Below are 20,232 nucleotides of genomic sequence, written 5' to 3'. Positions count from 1 at the left end.
TAAGTGAAATTATCGCTTATCCCTATTCATTAAATTTCTTTCAGATTGAGGCCGTTTGTATGATAATTTGATATGAACCCAAGCTATCAGAATAAAATATACAATAGACATTTATATAGTAAATCAATGAAATCAGATATTAAACAAGAGTGTATTTCAGGGAACTATAAGTTTATCCCTGGCAAGATCTACCGGATGCCAACTCATTTTGGTCCGACTACCGGACCTAGGCAGGGGCCAGACGGTAAAAATTTCGCTAAAGAGAATAAAGAATGGCCTAAACAGACAGACTGGATAGTTAATTTCTTATCGAACGAAGATCAGCTTGCAGCACTTTGTCCTGAAGGGTTTAGCCCTGTTGGAGAACCTGTTGTAACTGTCGGACTTACAGATATGAAAGGAATTCCATGGCTTGCAGGTCGTGGTTATAAAATGCTTGGAGTTAGTTTTAACGTTCTTTTTGAAGGCAAAGAAGATCGGGCGATGGGGCCTTTTCTTACTGTGTTATGGGAAAATATGGCTGACCCTATCCTTTCAGGACGTGAAGAAATCGGGTTTTCAAAAATTTATTGTGAATTACCTGATCCAATAGAGTTTAATGATACTACTCGCCTGGAAGCAAGTTGGCAGGGGTATAAATTTTTCAATATGGAACTCACTGATATGAAACCTGTTTCCCTTGACGAGATTCCAGTTCCTCCAGCAGTTGATCCGGATGTGCAATTAGGCATGCTTCACTATAAGTATATGCCAAGAACGGGTGAGTGGGGCAAGGCAGATGTTTCTTATCCTGTCCTTACTCCTGCAGATAATCCCAATGTCAAGGTTTCAGAAGTTTTTCAGGGAAAAGGAACTATTTCTTTCAAGAAAGCACGATGGGAAGATATGCCAACTCAATATATGATCGTGAATACATTGGCTGAACTCGAAATAAAAGAATTTCGTGGAGCCTTGATCAGACATTACAGAGGAAGTAAAGATTTAAGTGATCAACGGATTCTTCAATAGGTTACGGGATTAATTGAGGAATTGAGCTTGAACCCAATCTGAAAGACCGGAGAAAAAAAATAGAATTATATAAATAGTTCAAAATTGAAAATTAAATAAGATGAGTATTAAGAGAGTTCTTATTACCGCAGCAGCAGATGGAATTGGAAAGGTAATCGCTGAGGAATACCTGAAAACTGGAGCTAAGGTAGCAATCTGCGATATACAGGAGGATAAAATTAAAGCCTTTAAAAAAAAGCATCCTGATGCAATGGCCGAAGTATGTGATGTTGGTAATGATGAGGAATTGATTTCCTGGCTGGATCAGGCACTGGAGTTCCTGGGAGGCTGTGATACATTGATAAATAATGCAGGTATTGCCGGGCCTACAGCTCCAATTGAAGAAGTTACTCCTGATCAGGTTCGTGCTGTATTAAATATTGGTCTAGTTTCACAATTCACCTGTATAGCCAGGGTGTTGCCAGGTATGAAAAAACAAAAAAGCGGACTAATAATTAATATGTCTTCGGTAGGAGGAGTACATGCTTTTCCAAACAGGACACCATATTCTGCAGCCAAGCGAGGTGTGCTTGGACTTAATGAATCACTTGCAGCAGAAGTAGGCCCCTACAATATTCGAGTTAATGCCATCTGTCCCGGGGCTATTTCCGGTGATAGGCAGGAAAGAGTAATAGAGGCGAGGGCTAAGGCTGAAGGTCGAAGCATTGAAGAGGTTCGTAAAGATGTTCTTTCAGTAAACTCAATGCGTACATTTATACCCCCCGAGGATATTGCAGGGTGCATACTTTACTTTGATAGTCCAGCAGGACAGAGAGTTAGCGGCCAGGTAATTTCAATTGATGGGCACATACCGTTATAATTATATTGAAAATAAAAAGTAAGAGTTGAGTATGATTTATATGACCAACCATAAATATTAAATATGGAGATGAAAGTCTGTACAAAGACTTTAAAAAAATTTTAGATAAAACTCAGATCAAATTTTAATTACTGCTAAAGTAAAAATCGTGATAAATATGCCAAAAATAAGGTTCGAATATCCTGCTCGATATCGGATCAAATTTCAGGGAAGAGACTTTCAAAATCTGACTATTCTAAATAATCTGACATTAAAATTGGAAGGAGAAGGATGCATAGTCGTTGAAGGTGAAATGAAAGATCAGGCAGAATTGTTAGGTGTATTAAATACGCTATATGATAATCATTACTCTATTGTCTCTGTACAATTCTTAGAACATGAATGGAACTAATAGGCTCCTTAAAATATTATTATTTATCTATAACTATTTCAAACAGATTATAAAAATAAAATTAATTACTATGGAAAAGTTTAAAAAAACACTTCAATCCTCAGTTAAGCATTGGTATCTCCATCTTATCATTGGTATGGCATTGTTAATTTTGGGTTTTATGATTATTAGTCGACCATTAGAAGCTTATGTTACTCTGGCTATTTATTTTAGTATTTTATTCTTGTTTAATGGTGTTCTTGAAATTTTCTATTCTATTACTAATAAAGACACAATAGATAGTTGGGGTTGGTCTCTTGTTATGGGAATTCTGGATTTTATTGTTGGACTAATATTAGTTTCAAATTTGGCCATCAGTTTGACAGTATTAGCTTTTGTGGTTGGCTTTGGTGTATTATTTCGGTCTTTAATGGCTATCAGCTGGTCTTTAGAATTGAAGAAATATGAAAATTCAGGTTGGGGCTGGATTATGGCATTTGCTATTTTAGGATTGCTGTTTTCATTTATGCTATTATGGAATCCTGGAATAGCTCAAATGACAGTGGTATTCTGGACCGCCTTTGCTATGTTTTCAATTGGAATATTTGAGATAACATTTAGTTTCAGGTTGAAAAAGCTAAAACCAGCTAAAGTAAATTAGTTCTGCATGCATTAATTGTATTAATAAAATCTATCTGATAAAAGATGAAATCAGATAGATTTTATTTAGATTATAATAGTGAACTTAATTAAATTAATTATTTCATAGTGAATAGTATATTAATCTATCTGGCAATATTTATTTATTTATTTGCTATAGTATATACTATAATTAAAATTTTGCTATCCACTCCTTCCACTTCAAAAACACTGGGATATCTTTTGCTGGTGATCATCATTCCGCTTTTTGGAATGATTTTTTATTATGCTTTTGGGCAAAATTTAAGGCACAGACGATCGCTTAGCAAAACAAGAGTAATTCAAGCCGAGTTTGATAAGAACTATAAAACTAAACTGATTGATCGGACTCAAACGTATTTAGAAGAATCAGGTGATGACTTTGACCAGATGAGTGAATTGGTGAGGTTTTTACATAAAGTAGGTAATGAATATCTGTCCAAAAATACTATAAAATTGCTCATAAACGGGGAAGAAAAATTTCCCGATGTTTTGAAAGAGCTTAATAAAGCCTCAAAGACCATTCATATGGAATACTATGACTGGGAAAATGACACTCGTGGTAACCAGATAAAAGATATATTACTTAATAAAGTAAAAGAGGGGGTGATAGTCCGTGTGATCTATGATGACTATGCAAGCAGAAAAATAAAACCGAATATTATCAAAGAATTAAAAGGTGGTGGAGTATTGGTTTTTCCTCAAATAAAGATCCAACTTGCTGCATTCGCCAACAGGGTTAATCACCGTGATCATCGAAAGTTAATAATTATTGATAGTTATACAGCCTTTATCGGCGGCATAAATATTTCCGATCGCTATGACAATTCTATACCTACCGGATTATTCTGGAGAGATACTCATGCCAGATTCCGAGGACCAATAGCTCTGAATATCCAAAGACACTTTATAATTAGTTGGAACGCTTGCCAGGAAGAAGAAAACCTTTCATTTTCAGAAGTGCTTTTTCAGGATAGCATAATAGATCAAAAAGAACAAGATACGACAACAGTATTATCCCAGGTTTGTGCCGGTGGTCCGATATATCTCAATTCAAATATCATGATGACCTATTTCAGGGTATTTACTATGGCACGAGATAAATTATATGTGACAAATCCATATTTTATACCCAATGAAAGCATAATAAATGCTTTAAAAGAAGCTGCTTTTTCTGGTGTAGATGTTCGGGTATTGGTTCCTGAAAAATCCGATTCAGCTATAGTTGGTGCAGCATCAAGGTATTATTTTGAAGATTTATTGTATTCCGGAGTTCGGATTTTTTTATATAAAAAAGGTTTTGTCCATGCTAAAACGGTTACTTCTGACGGGATAGTTAGTGTAATAGGAACGGCCAATATGGATATCAGGAGTTTTGACCTGAATTTTGAGATCATGTCTGTTAATTATTCCAGGGAATTTGCAAATAGGATGGAGCAGATGTTTTTTAATGATCTGGAAGATTGCGATGAGCTAACTCTTGAAATGTGGGATAACTTATCAGTTTTTAAAAAACTCTGGTATTCTTTTGCACGGTTAATGTCTGCTTTCCTGTAGGAGTTTCAGTTATTAGTATTCGTTTTTAATAATCTTAAACGATATGCATTCATCGCGTACCTTCCCAGCATTTTAGTGTATTTATGATTAACATAAGCTCCGGCAATGGCTCCAACGCCCGGAATCAGTTGAATTAGCTTTGCCAGGTCGATAAAATCACGATACTCCAGTTGGAAGGTTTTCCAGTCAAATTCATTGATGTCTGCAGGAAGTGATTCTATATTGGCTTCCCAGTTTTCCATCGTTTCAAATACATGATTTCTGTGTTTTTGACTTGAAAAAGTAAGTTGGAAGATGTGGAGGATATAGAGTCTTTCTTTATAATCAGTTACATCATACCCGTAACCGTTAGCAATCTCAAATAATAATTTCATTTTTAACGAAAGCCATAATGGAAAATCGGCTAACCCGGAAATAAAGCCACCAAAACCGGTTATTGCACCTTCAGCCGCAGATGATGAAGAATAAAAGTCAATTCGTTTTTTGATAAAATACTCAGCTTCTGCCAGGGTATATGGATCAAAAGAACTAACTGTTGTATATTCAGCACCAAAAATCACTCCTCGAGTAATCTCTTTAATTGCTTTGGTTATAACATTGTGAACTTTATCAGGGATCAGGGTATTGATCTTATGTTGGATTCCCTTGGCTGTCTGATTTAACACAGAAGGCTGTTGCTGCATCTTCAATTTCCATAATTGAAATTCCGAACTTATTTCATCAACATATTTTTGATCAATATCCATACTTACTTATATCGTTTTTTGTAATAAACAGTTTCTTCGTGTAAAAGAATAACGGAATTATATTAACTATCTATTTGTTATATGAATGGATGGATAAGTTTTTATTGATTTAAATCCATGGTTCTTCGATTCTAATTGTTTTTGCATTTGTCCAAATAATATCAACTTTTAGAATGGCCTTTTATTTGAATTAATATACAGATATACCCAACCTTGGGTATTGCTAAATTGAATTAAGAGTGTAATTTTTATATTGAATATTTACATCTTTAATTATCGTTATAAATCGATTATGAAAAATCCAGCCATGACCACCGAAGACCCTGTAAAATTAGTATCTGATTTAGAACTTGCTTTCCCACAACACAAAGTAGACTTATTAGAAACGAAAGATCCCCTTTCAATTGCTTTTGAAAGTGCCCAGCAGGAAAATGAAGAAAGTTTTATGAGCAATAAAGGTCTTATTTCATTTGTTTCTGAGGTCGAGGGGCAAAACCGAAAAGATGTTCTGAATTCGGTATTGATTGCTCAATTGGCTGCTGACAAACAATTCCCGGTTACTGATGAGATTACACCGGAAGAAATGAAAAACTGGTACAAAGAGTTCAACCGGGTAATGAGGGGAGTTGGCTGGACAATCGAAAGCGAAGAATTCTCAAAGTTCGAATCCAGTAAGTCAGTATTTGAAATGGAAAATGTAATCCTTGACATTCTGGGTACGGCGATCGGGGGAAGTGCCTTAAAAATTGTGATGAAAACATTGGAGGCTTTTAAGAAAATGAGTGATTCGGATAATAAACTCATTGCTTTTGAAAAAAATACGCATACAATGAACAAAGGTAATTTTCAGGTGGGGTTGGCAAATCAGACGAATGAGAGTCTGTCGCTAAATCTGACTGCATTTACATTATCAACAAGTAAAATGATAAAACAGATTCTGTTTTTCAAATCATCGAAAGATGAAACAGAAGTAAATACTTATTCGATGAAATATACCCTAAATAAAGAGGTGTATGAACAAGTCAGAGATATGATAATTGAGAAACTGGGGTCGAATGTACAATCATTTGTAACGGAAATCGAGATATAATATGCTTTAAAGCTAATAAGTATCCAGTCATTTAAAAGTAATATATAGATAAAGTCTATTTTTATTAGTAAATTATATTATAAATAGTAATCACTTCAAATTTATATAAAATGGCCAATGTATCTTCCTTACAGCAAATTTCAATAGAACATGCCGCAAAAGATTATTACCAGATTGAAGACCAGATAGAAAGGGTCAGAAGGGATATTGCTCTTTTACAAAAAGGAGAAAAGAAACTTACTGAAATATCTGGAAACAAGGATAGATTAAAAGCCAGGCTTAATCGGGAAAAGAAAATATTAAGTGAAACCGATCAACCCATTGATATTCTTCTCGAACGAGTTATTAATAATCCCGATTTTCAGGATGCATGTATTCTTGACCGGTTGGTTAGTTTTTCACGAACTGTTGGCCGAATCATTTTAGGAAATGGTGGATACGGTACCGGATGGCTTATAGGGAATAATTTAATGATAACTAATCAGCATGTTTTTCCCGATGCGGATACTGCCAGCCATGCAAAATTAAATTTAGCTTATGAACGAGATGTAACGGGAGAAATAAATAGCGGGTATTATTTTGACATCAGGCCGGATATTTTTTTTATGACACCTCCTCAACCGAAAGATAGTGATGAAGAAATACTTGATTTTGCGATTGTTGCCGTCGAACCTGTAGGAACAGATAACAAAAAATTGTCTGATTTCGGGCATGTCATTCTCGATCAAAATATCGGAAAAGTGTTTGAAGGGGAAAACTGCATGATCATCCAGCATCCAAAAGGAGATTATAAAAAAGTAGTCTTAAGAGATATTCGTCTTTTAACAGTGGAAGATGCCCCAGGTGCCGATTCTCATCTTTTCTATCAAAGTGATACACTGCCCGGTTCGAGTGGGAGTATGGTTGTTGCGTTGGGTACCGGAGAAATAATCGCTTTACATAATGCAGGGGTTCCTAAAAGGGATTCTCAAGGCAATTATATTAAGAAAAATGGTGACATATGGAATTCAGCCGTTGATTCGGATGATTCGATAGACTGGATTGCTAATCAAGGCGTAAGGGTTAGCCGAATTGTATCAGCTATCCAGAATTTGCCCTTACCTGAAAAGATGGAAAAAGTACGTCAGGATCTGTTAAATATTATGATTACAGCAGAAGACTCAATAGTACACGCTGTGAGTAGTAAATCTGTGGTTAGAGATTCTGCAGATAAACAAAAAGACAAAGCTGAACCATCGGACAAAATACCCTCAGGTGATAAAATTAATATGTCTGATACACCTGCCAATATGCAGATGTTTGTTGTGAAACTTAATGGAGGCCCATATTCAACAGAATTTGTAACTCAACTGATAAAAGCGAAATATCCCGGTGCACAGGTCGAACCTTATTCAAACTTTAACATGTCAACTTTATTGAAAGATTATATGATCGTTTCAATAAGAAATAGCGGTAATATCTGGGATCTGGCTGCACAACTTGAGGCGATTGAGGGTATTGAAGAAGCTGAGCCTGAAGTACCAAGGTTTACCACAATGAAAAGTGGCGAGGATGAGTTATTTACTCCTTCTGATAATCCCTTTCTGGAAAGCTCAGGTGATGAACCAACAGATATGAGTAAATATTCAAGTAAGTATTTCTCAAAGTCTGATCATAATTCAGCCAAAGGCAGAATGAAAATCCGAAAATGGAATCATTCCGCTGTTAACTATGATCCGGTGAAAATTCACAAGCTTTTAAAGGATAATAATAGTATCAATAATCTCCTCGACCTTAAGATTGCTCAATTTGATACAGGAAATTTTCCGCATTCAAAAGTGAAGAATGGATTTAATTCAGTCATTGACTATGATTTTGTTGACAGGGATTCAGATGCAATGGATGAGCGAGCATGGATCAAACAACTAACTCATTTTGGTCATGGTATGCGTACCGGGAGCCTTATAATAGGAAATGAACATTCAGGTCTTCCTGAAGATAAGGAGGGTAATTTTGGTTTGCTCAAAGGTATAGCGGACCTCGAAAATGAAGATTTCAGAATCGTTCCGTTCAGGGTGACGAAAAATGTCATACTTGTTGGTCGTGTCGGTGAGGTAGTCAGAGCGGCAGATAAGGTTATCACAGAAAGATTTGATGTAATTACGATGAGCCTGGGTATCATTCCCGGAACCCGTGCCTTGAAGGAAATTGTCAAAAAAGCATACGACCGGGGGGTAATATGGTGCTGTGCAGCCGGAAACCAGGTTAAATTCGTCGTTGAACCGGCCAAATACCCCGGAACGATATGTATTGCTGCCACCAATCCGGAAGATAAACCCTGGTCTGGAAGCTGCAGTGGCAATAATGTTGATATTGCCGCCCCGGGTGAGGATGTCTATGTTCCGATATTTTCTGAAAAAGGAGAGGACATGACTTATGGTAATGGTACAAGCTATGCCACACCTCACGTTGCTTCATCAGCAGCACTATGGATCGCAAAAAATCAGGATGAAATACGGAAAAAGTATTCTCAGGGATGGCAGAGGGTAGAGGCTTTCAGATATTGCCTTCACAGATCAGCCCGCAAAAAACCCGCAATTTCATCAGACTATGGTAAAGGAATATTAGATATCGATGCTTTACTGAATATGCCGCTTCCGGAAGCCAATGAATTAAAATATGCCTATGATTCTCGTTTTGAATCCTATTCAACCGGGTCTACTCTGGCAGCAAGGGAAGACCAGTATAAAAATATTGCGAATGTCATCAATGGTCTGACCAAAGATGAAGTGAGACCAGGAAAAAAGGTCGAGCTGACAGAAAGTACCGGTTCAATGACTTCATCAAGCCGAAGTGCTTCCTTAAGTACATTCAGAAATGTTGCGGGATTTGATAAAGGTAAAACCATATTGACAGAATCAATGTCATCCGGGACTTTTATAGAATCCTGGGAGCGAGTCAAAAAGCTAAATGATGAAGATAACTATTCAAAACCTGACTATTCAAATTAATTATGGCTGATATATTCGATTTTCATTTTCATCCATTAGGGAAACAATTTTTGAGTAATTACGATGTTGAGGAATTAAAGAATGATCACTATTCAAATCCGGTCACTTTGCCACCTCTTGGAGCTACCTTAAACGATTTACTCAGCAGGATATTAAATAGTCAGGCTTCGGTTTCCCAGGCTCGCCAGGCCGGGGTTAAACTTGGAATTGCCAATATTATTACCCCTGAATACGTCTTTGCTTCTGAAAAAGGAGTGTTAAAATTATTGGAACTCGACTTATTTGGCAAGGATGTAATCGCCCCGCTGGATAGCAGAATCTTTGATTTTATAAGAAAGAACAGAAATTACAATTTTCTTTTTGAAAGAGAAGTTGGATTTTACGGATGGGCAAGTACATATCCGGATAAGAAATCTTCAAAGATAAAGATATTAACAAGAAAAGAAGGTGCGCAGGATAACCTCAAAATGGAAGAGGGAAGACTTAATTTGATTTTGGCTATTGAAGGAGGACATAATTTATTAAATGAGGCTCTTGATGTAGTTTTTCCTACCAATTCTTTGAGTGAAAAAATCAAAGAATACAGAGATAAAGGGCATAATTACGATTATCTATATGTTACTCTCACTCACCTGTCTCATGTGCCACGAGTTTCATTGTGTAGTCATGCCTTTGGATTCAAACTTGTAGCTGCCAATAAAGTAAATGAAGCAGTTCCCGTTTTAAACGGCCTTACCAGGAAGGGAAAGGAAACAATCAGGGAGTTAATGGATTGTTCAAACAATGAGTATCCGATCCTGATTGATATTAAGCATATGAGTCTTAAAAGCAGATTTGATTTCTATAAGGAACGATCAAACCTGCTAAATGATTCAGCATTTAAAGCGGTTAAAAAAGGTAATAAAAAATGGTGGCCGATCATTGCTACACATATGGGTATAACTGGTTACAGATACTCGGAAATGACTGAATTATTTGGTGAAATCGGTTTTGAGAGAGGACTTGAATCATCGGTCAGGATCAGGTTTGAAAGACAGCGAAAAATGAAAGTGCCAGTCGGGTGGGGAGTAGATCATGTTTGTTTCAACCCGATGACCATAAATCTTTGCGATGATGATATTGAAGAAATAGCCAAAAGCAACGGACTAATTGGTATCAGTCTCGATGCACGGATTCTTGGCCACGAAAACTTTAAAAAGAGGAACAACAGCATAGATGAATACGATTACATGTCGAAGGATGATTTTGTAAGGCTATTTCCTGAACAGGCTAAAAAGATAATTCCTTTAAATGAAATTCCGGTAGAAGTTGAGACTGAAGAGGGGTTTTTAGGGTTTGCCGTTAGAAAAGAAAGAGAGTTATATTTGTTCTGTTTTACATTGCTGCATGTTGCACGAGTGATTGATCAATTGACTGATAAAGAGCGAAATAATAAATCAGGATGGGAGTTTTTGACTATCGGGTCAGATTTTGATGGTCTGATAGATAGTATTAAAGAAGCTGAAACAGCTACTGATCTTCCCTCATTTCGTAAGGAAGTTAAAAAAGCACTGGCCAAGGCAGAAAAAAGTTATGTTGAAGCTTATGATCTTCCTGATGGATTCGAGATCATCCCTCGTAAGTCTGGTAAACTTCAAACCGACCAGGTTATTGATATGGTATTTGGCCAAAACGGGATCAACTTTGTAAAGGAATGGTGGGGAGTTTCATAATTTATAGCGAACTTCCCTTATAATCAGCAGGCATTTTTTATATGAAAATACTTATCACTTCACTTGGTACCCGTGGAGATATCGAACCATTTCTGGCCCTTGGTGAATTACTGCATAAAAGAGGGCATAAAGTTACCTGTTTGTTTCCCGAACAATTCAGCCAACTGGTTGATGATACAGGCCTAGAATTTGAATCATTAGGACCTGAATTTCTTGAATTGATAGATTCTGACCTGGGAAAAGCAGCTATGGGAGGAGACGTTAATCAATTTAGAAAGATACAGGCATACATAAAGCTGGCCAGAATGGGTAGAGGAATGAATAAAAAAATGTTTTTAATTCAACGTGATATTATTGAAAATCATAAGTTTGATAAGATTATCTACCACCCCAAAACTTTATATCCCATTATATGGGAAATGAAGTATCCAGATACCACTATGTTGTTAAGTCCTGTTCCTTACCTTCATTACACAAAAGGTCATACTCATCTTTTTTTTAATAGTAATTTTGGAGAATTCTTTAATAAACTAACCTATAAATTAGCAGACTGGGGTTTGTATAAAACTATTTCTTCATCTTTAAAATGGATTGAGGATCAGAACATTAATAAATTAAAAGTAAAAGAGGTATTAAATAAACGTCGCCTAATTTATACTATTTCCCCACAATTATTCGAAGTAGATCCTTTACAAAATAAAAGAGCCAGAGTATTAGGCTACAGGCAAAGGAACTATCAGAGAAACTGGCAACCAGATGAAAAATTATTAAGTTTTCTCGCTACTCATTCAAAACCTCTGTTCATAACTTTTGGAAGTATGACAAATCCTGAACCTGAAAATAAAACCAGGATATTTATGGAAGTACTTGCAAAAAATAAAATACCTGCAATATTTAATACTGCTTCCGGAGGTTTAAAAGAGCCAATAGATTACGATCGGGAATTATTTTACTTTGTCAACAATATACCATACGATTGGATTCTTAAAAGAGTTCATGCGGTGATTCATCATGGTGGTTCGGGTACTACACATAGTGGGTTAAAATATGGATGTCCAACTTTAATTATACCTCATATAATAGATCAGTTTGTCTGGAATAAATTAATCTATGAAATCGGGGCTGGGCCAAGAGGTATAAAAATCGGTAAAATATCACCTGATAACCTGGAACCGAAAATATTAGGTCTGATGCACAACATTAATTATCAAAAAAAGGCTATTGAAATTGGTGAGAAAATGCGAGAAGAAAATTATGATGATAAGTTACTATTTCTCATAGAAGGAAAACAAAAAGTTTACGTTTGATAATTAAAAGATGGAAAGTAATACATTACCGGATGTCATTGTTAAGTGGTTAGAAAATTCTAATTCTCATAAAATTGAAAGTATTAATAATGTTGAGCTGCATCAGAAGCTTCAGATGAAAATAAAGCCAAAGCAAAAAAAATGGTATTCCGGGAAAGCGATCCAACATTTTAGCATTAACCCGCCATTTTTTGAATGGAATAGTAAAATAAATATCAATTCTTTAGTGACAGTATCAGGTCGGGATCGATTTACAAATGGGGTAGGAGAAATGCTGATAAAATTATTTGACATATTCCCTGTGGTCAATGAAAAAAATAATTCTAAAATTGATCAGGGTACGATGCAGCGTTTCCTTGCAGAGATTGTCTGGTTTCCTATAGCAGCTACAGAAGAATATATTAAATGGCAAAAAATTGATAATTTTAGTGCTGAGGCGACTATGGACCTTCATGGAGTTTCTGTTAGCGGAACTTTTACTTTTGATGAAAACAGTAACTTCAAACAGTTCAAAACACTCAGGTATCAAGGAGGCGATAAAACTTCCAAAAGAATTCCCTGGATTGTTACTGCTTTAAACCATGGCGAGTTTCAAGGTGTCACTGTTCCGGTAGAACTAAAAGCGGAATGGCAATTAGATGATGAATTATGGACCTGGCTCCAACTGGAGGTAACAGATATTAAATACAGCTAAATTATTAGGTATACCTAATTAAAATCGTTTTGAAGCGTATTTTCGTATTTACTGCAGGAATTGACTTTTCCTGAAGTAATTATTATCTGAAATTTTAATCGATAAAATATTCCAGTATATTAATAAGATGAAGATTAAAATTAAATCATCGTTAAATTACAATATTTTTAATTGGCTTTGGCTATCTTTTATACTACTTTTTGCTTCATTGAGCTGTGGTAAACCTTTTTTGGAAGAAGCTGATGTGATAATCAAAAACGCCTCAATAGTTGATGTGGAATCCGGTGAGATTTATAAGAACAGAACGATTCTAATTTCCGGTGATACCATTCTGAAAGTTATCAATTCAGATGAAGAAGAGGGATTTTCAGCAGATACAATAATTGATGCAAAAGGTGATTTTGTAATGCCTGGTTTATGGGATAATCATGTACATTTCAGAGGTGGAGATTCCTTAATTGAAGAAAATAAAGCAATCTTAAAATTGTTTCTAGCACACGGAGTGACAACTGTTCGTGACGCGGGTGGAGATATCACTCCGGCAGTATTAGAATGGAGAGAAAAAATCAAAAACGGTAAGATGGATGGTCCAAGGATTTATACACCCGGCCCCAAACTGGATGGTGTAGATCCGGCCTGGGCGGGATCAATAAAGGTTAAGGATTCTGAAGATGTAGCAAAGGCTTTGGATTCACTAAAATCGATAAAAGTTGATTATGTGAAAACTTATGATGGAAGTCTTACACGTGAGGCTTATTATAAAATATTAGAGCAAGCTGAAGAGATTGGCTTAAAAGTTACCGGTCATATGCCTCTTTCAGCAGATGTTTTACAAGCTGAAGAATATGGATTAGATGGAACAGAACACCTCTATTACATAATGAAAGCATGTTCACCGGTAGCAGATAGCCTTGAAAAGGTTAATCCAGGTTATTCGATGATTCCCCCTTTACTTGATACCTACAACGAAGACCTGGCCGAAGTTATATTTGAAAAGCTGGGAGCTCAGAAACACTTTGTTACCCCCACACTTTACATCGGAAAGGTATTAGCAGGATTGGCAGATGAAGACCATTCAAAGGATCCGTTATTAAGATTTATAGGTCCTGGTGTGCAAAAAACATATGAAGGTAGAATCGAAAGAGCAAAAAGGGCTAAAGAATCAGGAAGCTCTTTCAGGTCAAAAGCTGAAGAAATTTTTGGTGAAATGATCAGGGGTATGTACGATGCCGGGGTTATCATTTTAGCAGGATCAGATTGCGGGCCATATAACTCATTTGTTTATCCTGGTCAATCTCTTCATGGAGAATTGAAAATGCTCGTAGAAAAAGGATTAACACCACAGGAAGCATTATTGACTTCAATTAATAATGGGCCAAAGTTTTTCGAAATTGAAGAAAAATATGGTCAGATAGAGGGAGGCATGGTTGCAGATATCATCATTCTGGATCAAAATCCATTAGAAGATATTAATAATCTGGAGTCAGTAAATACCGTCATTATGGGTGCCAGGGTTTACAATACCAATGAACAATTGAAGTGATTTTACTGATAATTATTACTTAAATGACCCCAAAAGAAGTTGTTTTAGCATGGGTTAAAGCATTCAATGAAGGAGACGCAGAAAAATTAGCTAATCTTTATCATGATGATGCGATAAATCATCAGGGGGCAAATAAACCGGTAAAAGGTAAAAACGCTATAAAGAAGATGTTTGAAGAGGAGTTTGACAGGCTCTCATTTCTGAGCCTTCATAATAGGTCAATTCCTGAAAAAGGATTATTTTAAAGTAAAATCTATTGACTATGAAAAAGACTGATCAATCTAATGGTCGCAGAAACTTTCTTTTGCAATCTGCTGCCTTGACCTCTGGCATTGCTGGTATACCGTTCACTTCTTTATTGGCTAAAAGTGAACCTATGATTAACGATTCCGAACTAAATATTATTGGTCCAAAACCCGGTTTTACCCGTCAAATCGGTACTTTATATTCAATGATGAAATGGATGAGAGAAGTAGTTTTGAATTCCATCAATGGCCTGACCATCGATGAATTAGATTATCAGATTGATGAACAATCAAATTCTATCGGTGCCATGCTTTATCACCTGGCTGCAACTGAGCGCTATTATCAACTAAATACTTTTGAAAATTTAAAATGGGGTTCCTGGGATCAATCAATTAAAGAAAAATGGGACATTGGAATGAATCTTGGCGATACAGGTAGAGAAAAGATCAAAGGAAATGATCTACAGTTTTATCTGGACATGTTGAATGAAACCCGTCAAACGACTATTGATGAATTTAGAAAGAGAGATGATGGCTGGTTATTTACTCGTGATCAGGATTGGCCCTGGGGACCTACTAATAATTATTGTAAATGGTTTCATGTTTGTGAACACGAATCAAACCATAATGGGCAGATAAAATGGATCAGGAAACGAATAAAGTCTTGATAAACTGATATTTAAAGGTTTGTTTTAAAAAATAAGTTTCATATATTATATAGCGATAAACTTTAGAAGTTATGAATAGAGCCTTTATATTAGTATTGATTTTATTTATAAATTTTAGCCTTGTAGCTCAAAGGGATAATTCCTCACTGAAGACATTTGAAATAAAAATTGAAAAGGACGGGAATGAAATTAAATTAGAATGTCAGAATGGGTGTTCCTGGGAGAAATTAAACTTTACCATAAACGAGAATGTATTTCAAAAGATCGATAAAAATGGTATGGTTGGACTAAGAGGAGATAGTTTATTAAGTGGAACAAATTATAACAAGTTTTTATTTGCAATTGCCCAAACTGGAAATGAAGTAGATTTGATCGGACTCAAAGGAATGGCCTGGAAAAAACTTCATATATCCCTAAGACCACATAAATCCCAACTGATCGATGAATATGGTCTGGTCCCGGGCAACAAATAAAGTTAATTTTTAATTGTATTGCTTTTCATATTTAGGGATTACGACTTTATGCCCATACATGAATAAGCCAAGAGCCAATATCGGACAAATCCCCATTACAATTGACATGGGTACATAGGAATTAGCATCGAATAGACCAATCAAAGCAGAAGCTCCTGCACCCACCAGCATTTGTAATGATCCCATCATAGCTGAAGCATTTCCTGCGATATGTCCCATTGGCTCAAGTGATAATGCGGAAGCATTTGGAAATATAAAACCCATGAAAAATAAAAAGCTGAATATTAAAGTGGTATTAACAATAAGATCCGGATCCATAAATAAAGTATATCCCATTAATATTAACCCGATTAACCCCTGAGCTGCTAATGCCAGTTTAATGATATGATCCATATCCCTTTTTCGCAAAAACCTGTTATTTAATTGGGTAGCAGTGATTAATCCAGTTGCAATCAAAGCGAATATCCATCCGTATTGTTGTTCGGTAAGACCGAGGACATCCATGTATAATTCAGGAGAGCCACTTAAGTATGCATAGAGACCGGAATAAGCAATAGCACCGGTCAGGGCATTAATTATAAAAGCCGGATGTTTAATGACTTTGATATAGGTTTTAAATACTGAAATGATATTTAAAGAATAGCCCTTGTCGCTAGATTTTGTTTCGGGTAATATAAAAATGGCTCCCACAAGAATTAATATTGCTGTAATAGCCAGCACGATAAAAATGGATTGCCAGCCAAATTGAGCATTTAATAATCCACCCGCTGTGGGGGCTATAATAGGGGAGATGGCCACTACCATGATCAGTGTGGAAAATATTTTCGCTACCTTTTTACCTTTAAATAAATCTCTGACTATCGCACGGGCCGATACCAATCCTGCGCAACTTCCCAAAGCCTGAAAAAATCGGTAAACGATCATTTCTTCCAGACTATTAGAATAGGCACAGCCGATACTGGCCAATACATAGATCAACATGCCGGTGTAGATAGGTTTTTTTCGTCCAAACCGCTCAAGCACGGGACCATAAATCAGTTGACCAATAGCCAGACCAATAAAGAAACTGGAAAGTGTTAAGGGAACCCGGTTTATGTTTGTATTCAGGCCTTCAGCTATATCACCAAAAGCCGGTAGATACATATCTATAGAAAATGGACCAACTGTGGTTAACAGTCCGAGAATTAGAATAAGAAGTACATGGTCTTTCTTTTCTTTGGTCACTTGTTATGATTAAAGTTTTAATGAAAATTTCAAATTACTCAATTGACAATTGTAATACCGGGTTATCATCAAAGTTGGGCTTATTTCTTATACTTAATTATCATATTCAGGTTGTCTTTAAACGTCATTATATTTTTATTAAAATCTAAGTCATTCAGATAGAGTGAATTGAAAAAGTTATAATTTAAAAATCTGTAATTGTGCATTTACCTCTTTTTATATCCTGTTGAATAATTTCAATCTTTCCGAAAGACATGAAAATTTATAATGATCATTAAGATGTATCTATGAGAAATTATATTTGTTAGAAAAGATGTAGTTAATTCCAGATCTAAAAATCACTCTAATTCTTTTTAAGTAAAAAGATCTTTAAAATTCGATGTATTATTGTTGAGGTTCATTTCAAACGTTTGATGTACTATTGATGTAGTGTGAAATTGGGGTTAATCAGTTAATTGTCGTAATATGATTATAGTCAATCAGGACTTTAACCAAACCAATTAAAACATGAAAAACTTCAACCTTAAAATGCGTGCATTTATATGCATTGCTATGATCTTCATGGTCTGCCATTCTGTGCAGGCCCAATGCCCTAATATCGTTTGGGCAGATGAATTTGAAGGAACGACACTTGACCTTAATAAGTGGAGTTACCAGATCGGAGACGGATGTGCCGAATCTATTTGTGGATGGGGTAACAACGAACTACAAAGTTATCAGGAAGCAAATGTTACTTTAAGTAATGGGCAATTACACATTACCGCTAAAAAAGAAAGAATTCGTGGTAAGCAATACACTTCAGGTAGAATCAGAACCCTTAATAAGGGTGATTTTACCTATGGCCGGTTTGAAGCCTTAATCAAGTTGCCTTCCGGTGCAGGACTTTGGCCGGCATTCTGGATGCTACCGACAGATGAAGTATATGGTGGGTGGCCTACCAGTGGCGAGATTGATATTATGGAGTTTGTTGGTGCTAATCCGGATGAAACTCTGGGATACATGCACTATGGAGCGACTCACCAGTACCAGGGAACGACTTACAAACTTCATAATGGAACATTTCCGGAGGGCTTTCATGAGTTTGCAATTGAGTGGGAGCCAAACGAAGTAAGATGGTATGTCGATGGTGTTTTATTTCAAACTAAAACTGATGCGGACCTTTCTCCTGAAATATGGCCGTTTAATGAGCGTTTTCATATGCTTTTAAATGTAGCTGTAGGGGGTAATCTGGGCGGTGAAGTAGATGATAGTATTTTTCCGGCTACAATGGATGTAGAATATGTTCGTGTTTATGATGGCTTCAAACCCTATATAACTGGAGACCGAGTAGTGGTAAATGCAGCATCAAGTGTAACCTATAAAATTGGAAATATTTCAAATAACACGAATGTTTCGTGGACTGTACCAGCCGGAGCAACCATCGTTTCCGGGCAGGGGTCTCCTGAAATTGTCGTCGATTTTGGTAATGCCAGTGGCTCTGTAAATGCTTCTTTTTCCACCGGTTGCGAAACTGTTCAATTGGGAACGCATGTTATTGTAGAACCTCCTTTTATCAAAGATTTTAGTTTTGAGAATTTTGATGAACCGGCAACCGCGACACTTGATTCTTATACTGGAACTTTTACTGAGGTATCCAATCCTTCTCAATCAGGAATCAACACCTCTGCATTATCAGGAGAATATGTTCGAAACAGCACTGAAACATTTGATGTATTAGTTTATAATGTTTCTAACATTACTAATGCGGCAGAATATGTGAACAAGGACAAAAAGTTTTATATGGACGTCTATACTGAAGCACCCGTAGGTACAGATATACTCATACAACTTGAAACTCCGGATGCAACTCCAACAAATTATCCTTCTGGACGACATAGTCGCTATGTTGCCACTACCTCTGTACAAAATCAATGGGAAAGATTATACTTTACACTACTGGACAGACCAGACCCTGCAGCAGATGATGCTGGAGTGGGTAAAATGATTATCTTATTCAATTCAAATACCCAAACCGGTGATACTTATTATTTTGATAATCTGGATAGTTATCGAGTTGATGAAGGAGGAACCTCAAATCAACCACCTTCTATTTCAATTACTGCACCGGCAGATGGCTCCACATTCGACAGCGGATCAATTGTAGCTTTACAAGCTGATGCTACAGATACTGATGGTAGTGTTAACCAGGTAGAATATTTTGTTGATGGTAATCGTGTCGGGATTGCAACGAGCAGTCCTTTTGAAGTTGACTGGACAATAGGAACAGGAACATTTTCTGTTACGGCCACAGCTACTGATGATCAGGGAGCAACAACAACATCTGCTGCAATTAGTGTAACCGGTCAACAAACTGGTACAGCTTCTGAAGTATTCGTTTCGTCGATTATTACCGGAACCACTGGTATTGGTAGAGGAGCAAAAGTTGGTACTGCAGAAGTAACCATTGTTGATGATCTTGGTAATCCGGTATCGGGAGCAGATGTAACCGGTACATTTTCTGGCTCTTTCAGTGAATCAGTTCAGGCCACAACCAATAGTTCCGGGGTTGCTTCATTTGTGACTTCGCAATCGGCTAAGGGATCATTGACTGTTGATTTTTGTGTGGATGATGTAGTGTATAGTTTGCCGTATAACTCTGGAAATAATGTGCTCACCTGTACTAACGGTTCTCAGGCAAGATTTGCATCTGAGGTGTCCCTGACAGAAGATCAGCGCCCTTTTGAAAAAGCAATGATCTATCCGAATCCGGCAGGTGAGGAATTCAAATTATATTTTCAATTAAGAGATAATTCTTCTGTCAGGTTTGAAATTTATGATCTGAAAGGTTCACGAGTATATAAATCCGATAGCGAAATATATTCTGAAGGAAATCACACAATTGAATTTAATGGCGTACTACCTCAGGAGGGTATATTCCTGCTTCACTTAATAACAGATCAGGATATTTACAAGTTTAAAGTACTTAAGACTAATTGATTAAAATGAATAGAAGAGCTACAAAGCTGTTGCCATTTGGTGACAGCTTTTTTGTTTTTCAGAGGATTTACTTTCATAACAATCTGATATAA

17 protein-coding genes are annotated in these 20,232 nt (G+C 36.4%); 15 read left to right on the top strand and 2 right to left on the bottom strand.

All coding sequences use genetic code 11. The features are described 5' to 3' along the window. The first annotated feature begins 126 nt into the window (after positions 1-126). From OO013_RS09775 to cls, 5 genes are all read left to right on the top strand, one after another. Positions 127-1,008 (top strand): acetoacetate decarboxylase family protein, encoded by an 882-nt coding sequence (locus OO013_RS09775; RefSeq protein ID WP_266056621.1) that lies wholly within the window; start codon positions 127-129, stop codon positions 1,006-1,008. Between the two features lie 100 nt (positions 1,009-1,108). After that, positions 1,109-1,867: an SDR family oxidoreductase gene (locus OO013_RS09770; protein ID WP_266056620.1), complete on the top strand. Its 759-nt coding sequence runs from the start codon at positions 1,109-1,111 to the stop codon at positions 1,865-1,867. Between the two features lie 157 nt (positions 1,868-2,024). Continuing rightward, positions 2,025-2,258 carry a DUF8691 family protein gene (locus tag OO013_RS09765; protein WP_266056619.1) on the top strand — a complete coding sequence of 78 codons (234 nt, stop codon included), beginning with the start codon at positions 2,025-2,027 and terminating at the stop codon, positions 2,256-2,258. A gap of 70 nt (positions 2,259-2,328) precedes the next feature. Beyond that, positions 2,329-2,898 carry an HdeD family acid-resistance protein gene (locus OO013_RS09760; protein ID WP_266056618.1) on the top strand — a complete coding sequence of 190 codons (570 nt, stop codon included), beginning with the start codon at positions 2,329-2,331 and terminating at the stop codon, positions 2,896-2,898. 107 nt (positions 2,899-3,005) lie between these two features. Then, positions 3,006-4,472: a cardiolipin synthase gene (gene cls, locus OO013_RS09755; protein ID WP_266056617.1), complete on the top strand. Its 1,467-nt coding sequence runs from the start codon at positions 3,006-3,008 to the stop codon at positions 4,470-4,472. 5 nt (positions 4,473-4,477) lie between these two features. On the opposite strand, the gene OO013_RS09750 is transcribed toward cls, so the two are convergent. Next, positions 4,478-5,218 carry an EcsC family protein gene (locus OO013_RS09750; protein WP_266056616.1) on the bottom strand — a complete coding sequence of 247 codons (741 nt, stop codon included), beginning with the start codon at positions 5,216-5,218 and terminating at the stop codon, positions 4,478-4,480. Positions 5,219-5,510: 292 nt separating this feature from the next. Between OO013_RS09750 and OO013_RS09745 the strand changes: the two genes are divergently transcribed. From OO013_RS09745 to OO013_RS09705, 9 genes are all read left to right on the top strand, one after another. Then, a complete protein-coding gene (locus OO013_RS09745) occupies positions 5,511-6,308 on the top strand; it encodes a hypothetical protein (protein ID WP_266056615.1) in 798 nt (265 codons plus the stop codon). Positions 6,309-6,418: 110 nt separating this feature from the next. Continuing rightward, a complete protein-coding gene (locus tag OO013_RS09740) occupies positions 6,419-9,298 on the top strand; it encodes a S8 family serine peptidase (protein ID WP_266056614.1) in 2,880 nt (959 codons plus the stop codon). A 2-nt stretch (positions 9,299-9,300) separates the two neighbouring features. Next, positions 9,301-11,010 carry an amidohydrolase family protein gene (locus OO013_RS09735; RefSeq protein WP_266056613.1) on the top strand — a complete coding sequence of 570 codons (1,710 nt, stop codon included), beginning with the start codon at positions 9,301-9,303 and terminating at the stop codon, positions 11,008-11,010. 41 nt (positions 11,011-11,051) lie between these two features. After that, on the top strand, positions 11,052-12,317 hold the full coding sequence (locus OO013_RS09730) for a glycosyltransferase (protein ID WP_266056612.1): 1,266 nt from the start codon (positions 11,052-11,054) through the stop codon (positions 12,315-12,317). A 10-nt stretch (positions 12,318-12,327) separates the two neighbouring features. Continuing rightward, on the top strand, positions 12,328-13,011 hold the full coding sequence (locus tag OO013_RS09725; RefSeq protein ID WP_266056611.1) for a DUF6920 family protein: 684 nt from the start codon (positions 12,328-12,330) through the stop codon (positions 13,009-13,011). Positions 13,012-13,138: 127 nt separating this feature from the next. Continuing rightward, a complete protein-coding gene (locus OO013_RS09720) occupies positions 13,139-14,554 on the top strand; it encodes an amidohydrolase family protein (RefSeq protein ID WP_266056610.1) in 1,416 nt (471 codons plus the stop codon). Between the two features lie 23 nt (positions 14,555-14,577). Further along, positions 14,578-14,799: a YybH family protein gene (locus OO013_RS09715; RefSeq protein ID WP_266056609.1), complete on the top strand. Its 222-nt coding sequence runs from the start codon at positions 14,578-14,580 to the stop codon at positions 14,797-14,799. A 17-nt stretch (positions 14,800-14,816) separates the two neighbouring features. Next, a complete protein-coding gene (locus OO013_RS09710; protein ID WP_266056608.1) occupies positions 14,817-15,467 on the top strand; it encodes a DinB family protein in 651 nt (216 codons plus the stop codon). A 71-nt stretch (positions 15,468-15,538) separates the two neighbouring features. Further along, entirely contained in the window at positions 15,539-15,940 is a 402-nt protein-coding gene (locus tag OO013_RS09705; RefSeq protein ID WP_266056607.1) for a hypothetical protein, read from the top strand. A 9-nt stretch (positions 15,941-15,949) separates the two neighbouring features. Here OO013_RS09705 and OO013_RS09700 read toward each other — a convergent pair whose 3' ends face one another. Next, positions 15,950-17,164 carry a multidrug effflux MFS transporter gene (locus OO013_RS09700; protein ID WP_266056606.1) on the bottom strand — a complete coding sequence of 405 codons (1,215 nt, stop codon included), beginning with the start codon at positions 17,162-17,164 and terminating at the stop codon, positions 15,950-15,952. Between the two features lie 507 nt (positions 17,165-17,671). Between OO013_RS09700 and OO013_RS09695 the strand changes: the two genes are divergently transcribed. Further along, a complete protein-coding gene (locus tag OO013_RS09695) occupies positions 17,672-20,140 on the top strand; it encodes a family 16 glycosylhydrolase (RefSeq protein ID WP_266056605.1) in 2,469 nt (822 codons plus the stop codon). Positions 20,141-20,232 lie beyond the last annotated feature (92 nt).

It is taken from the genome of Mangrovivirga halotolerans (genome assembly GCF_026241165.1).
In the GTDB taxonomy this organism is placed as follows: Bacteria; Bacteroidota; Bacteroidia; order Cytophagales; family Cyclobacteriaceae; genus Mangrovivirga; species Mangrovivirga halotolerans.
Note: the sequence above shows the minus strand (reverse complement) of the source record. Positions and strands in the feature narration are given on the sequence as shown.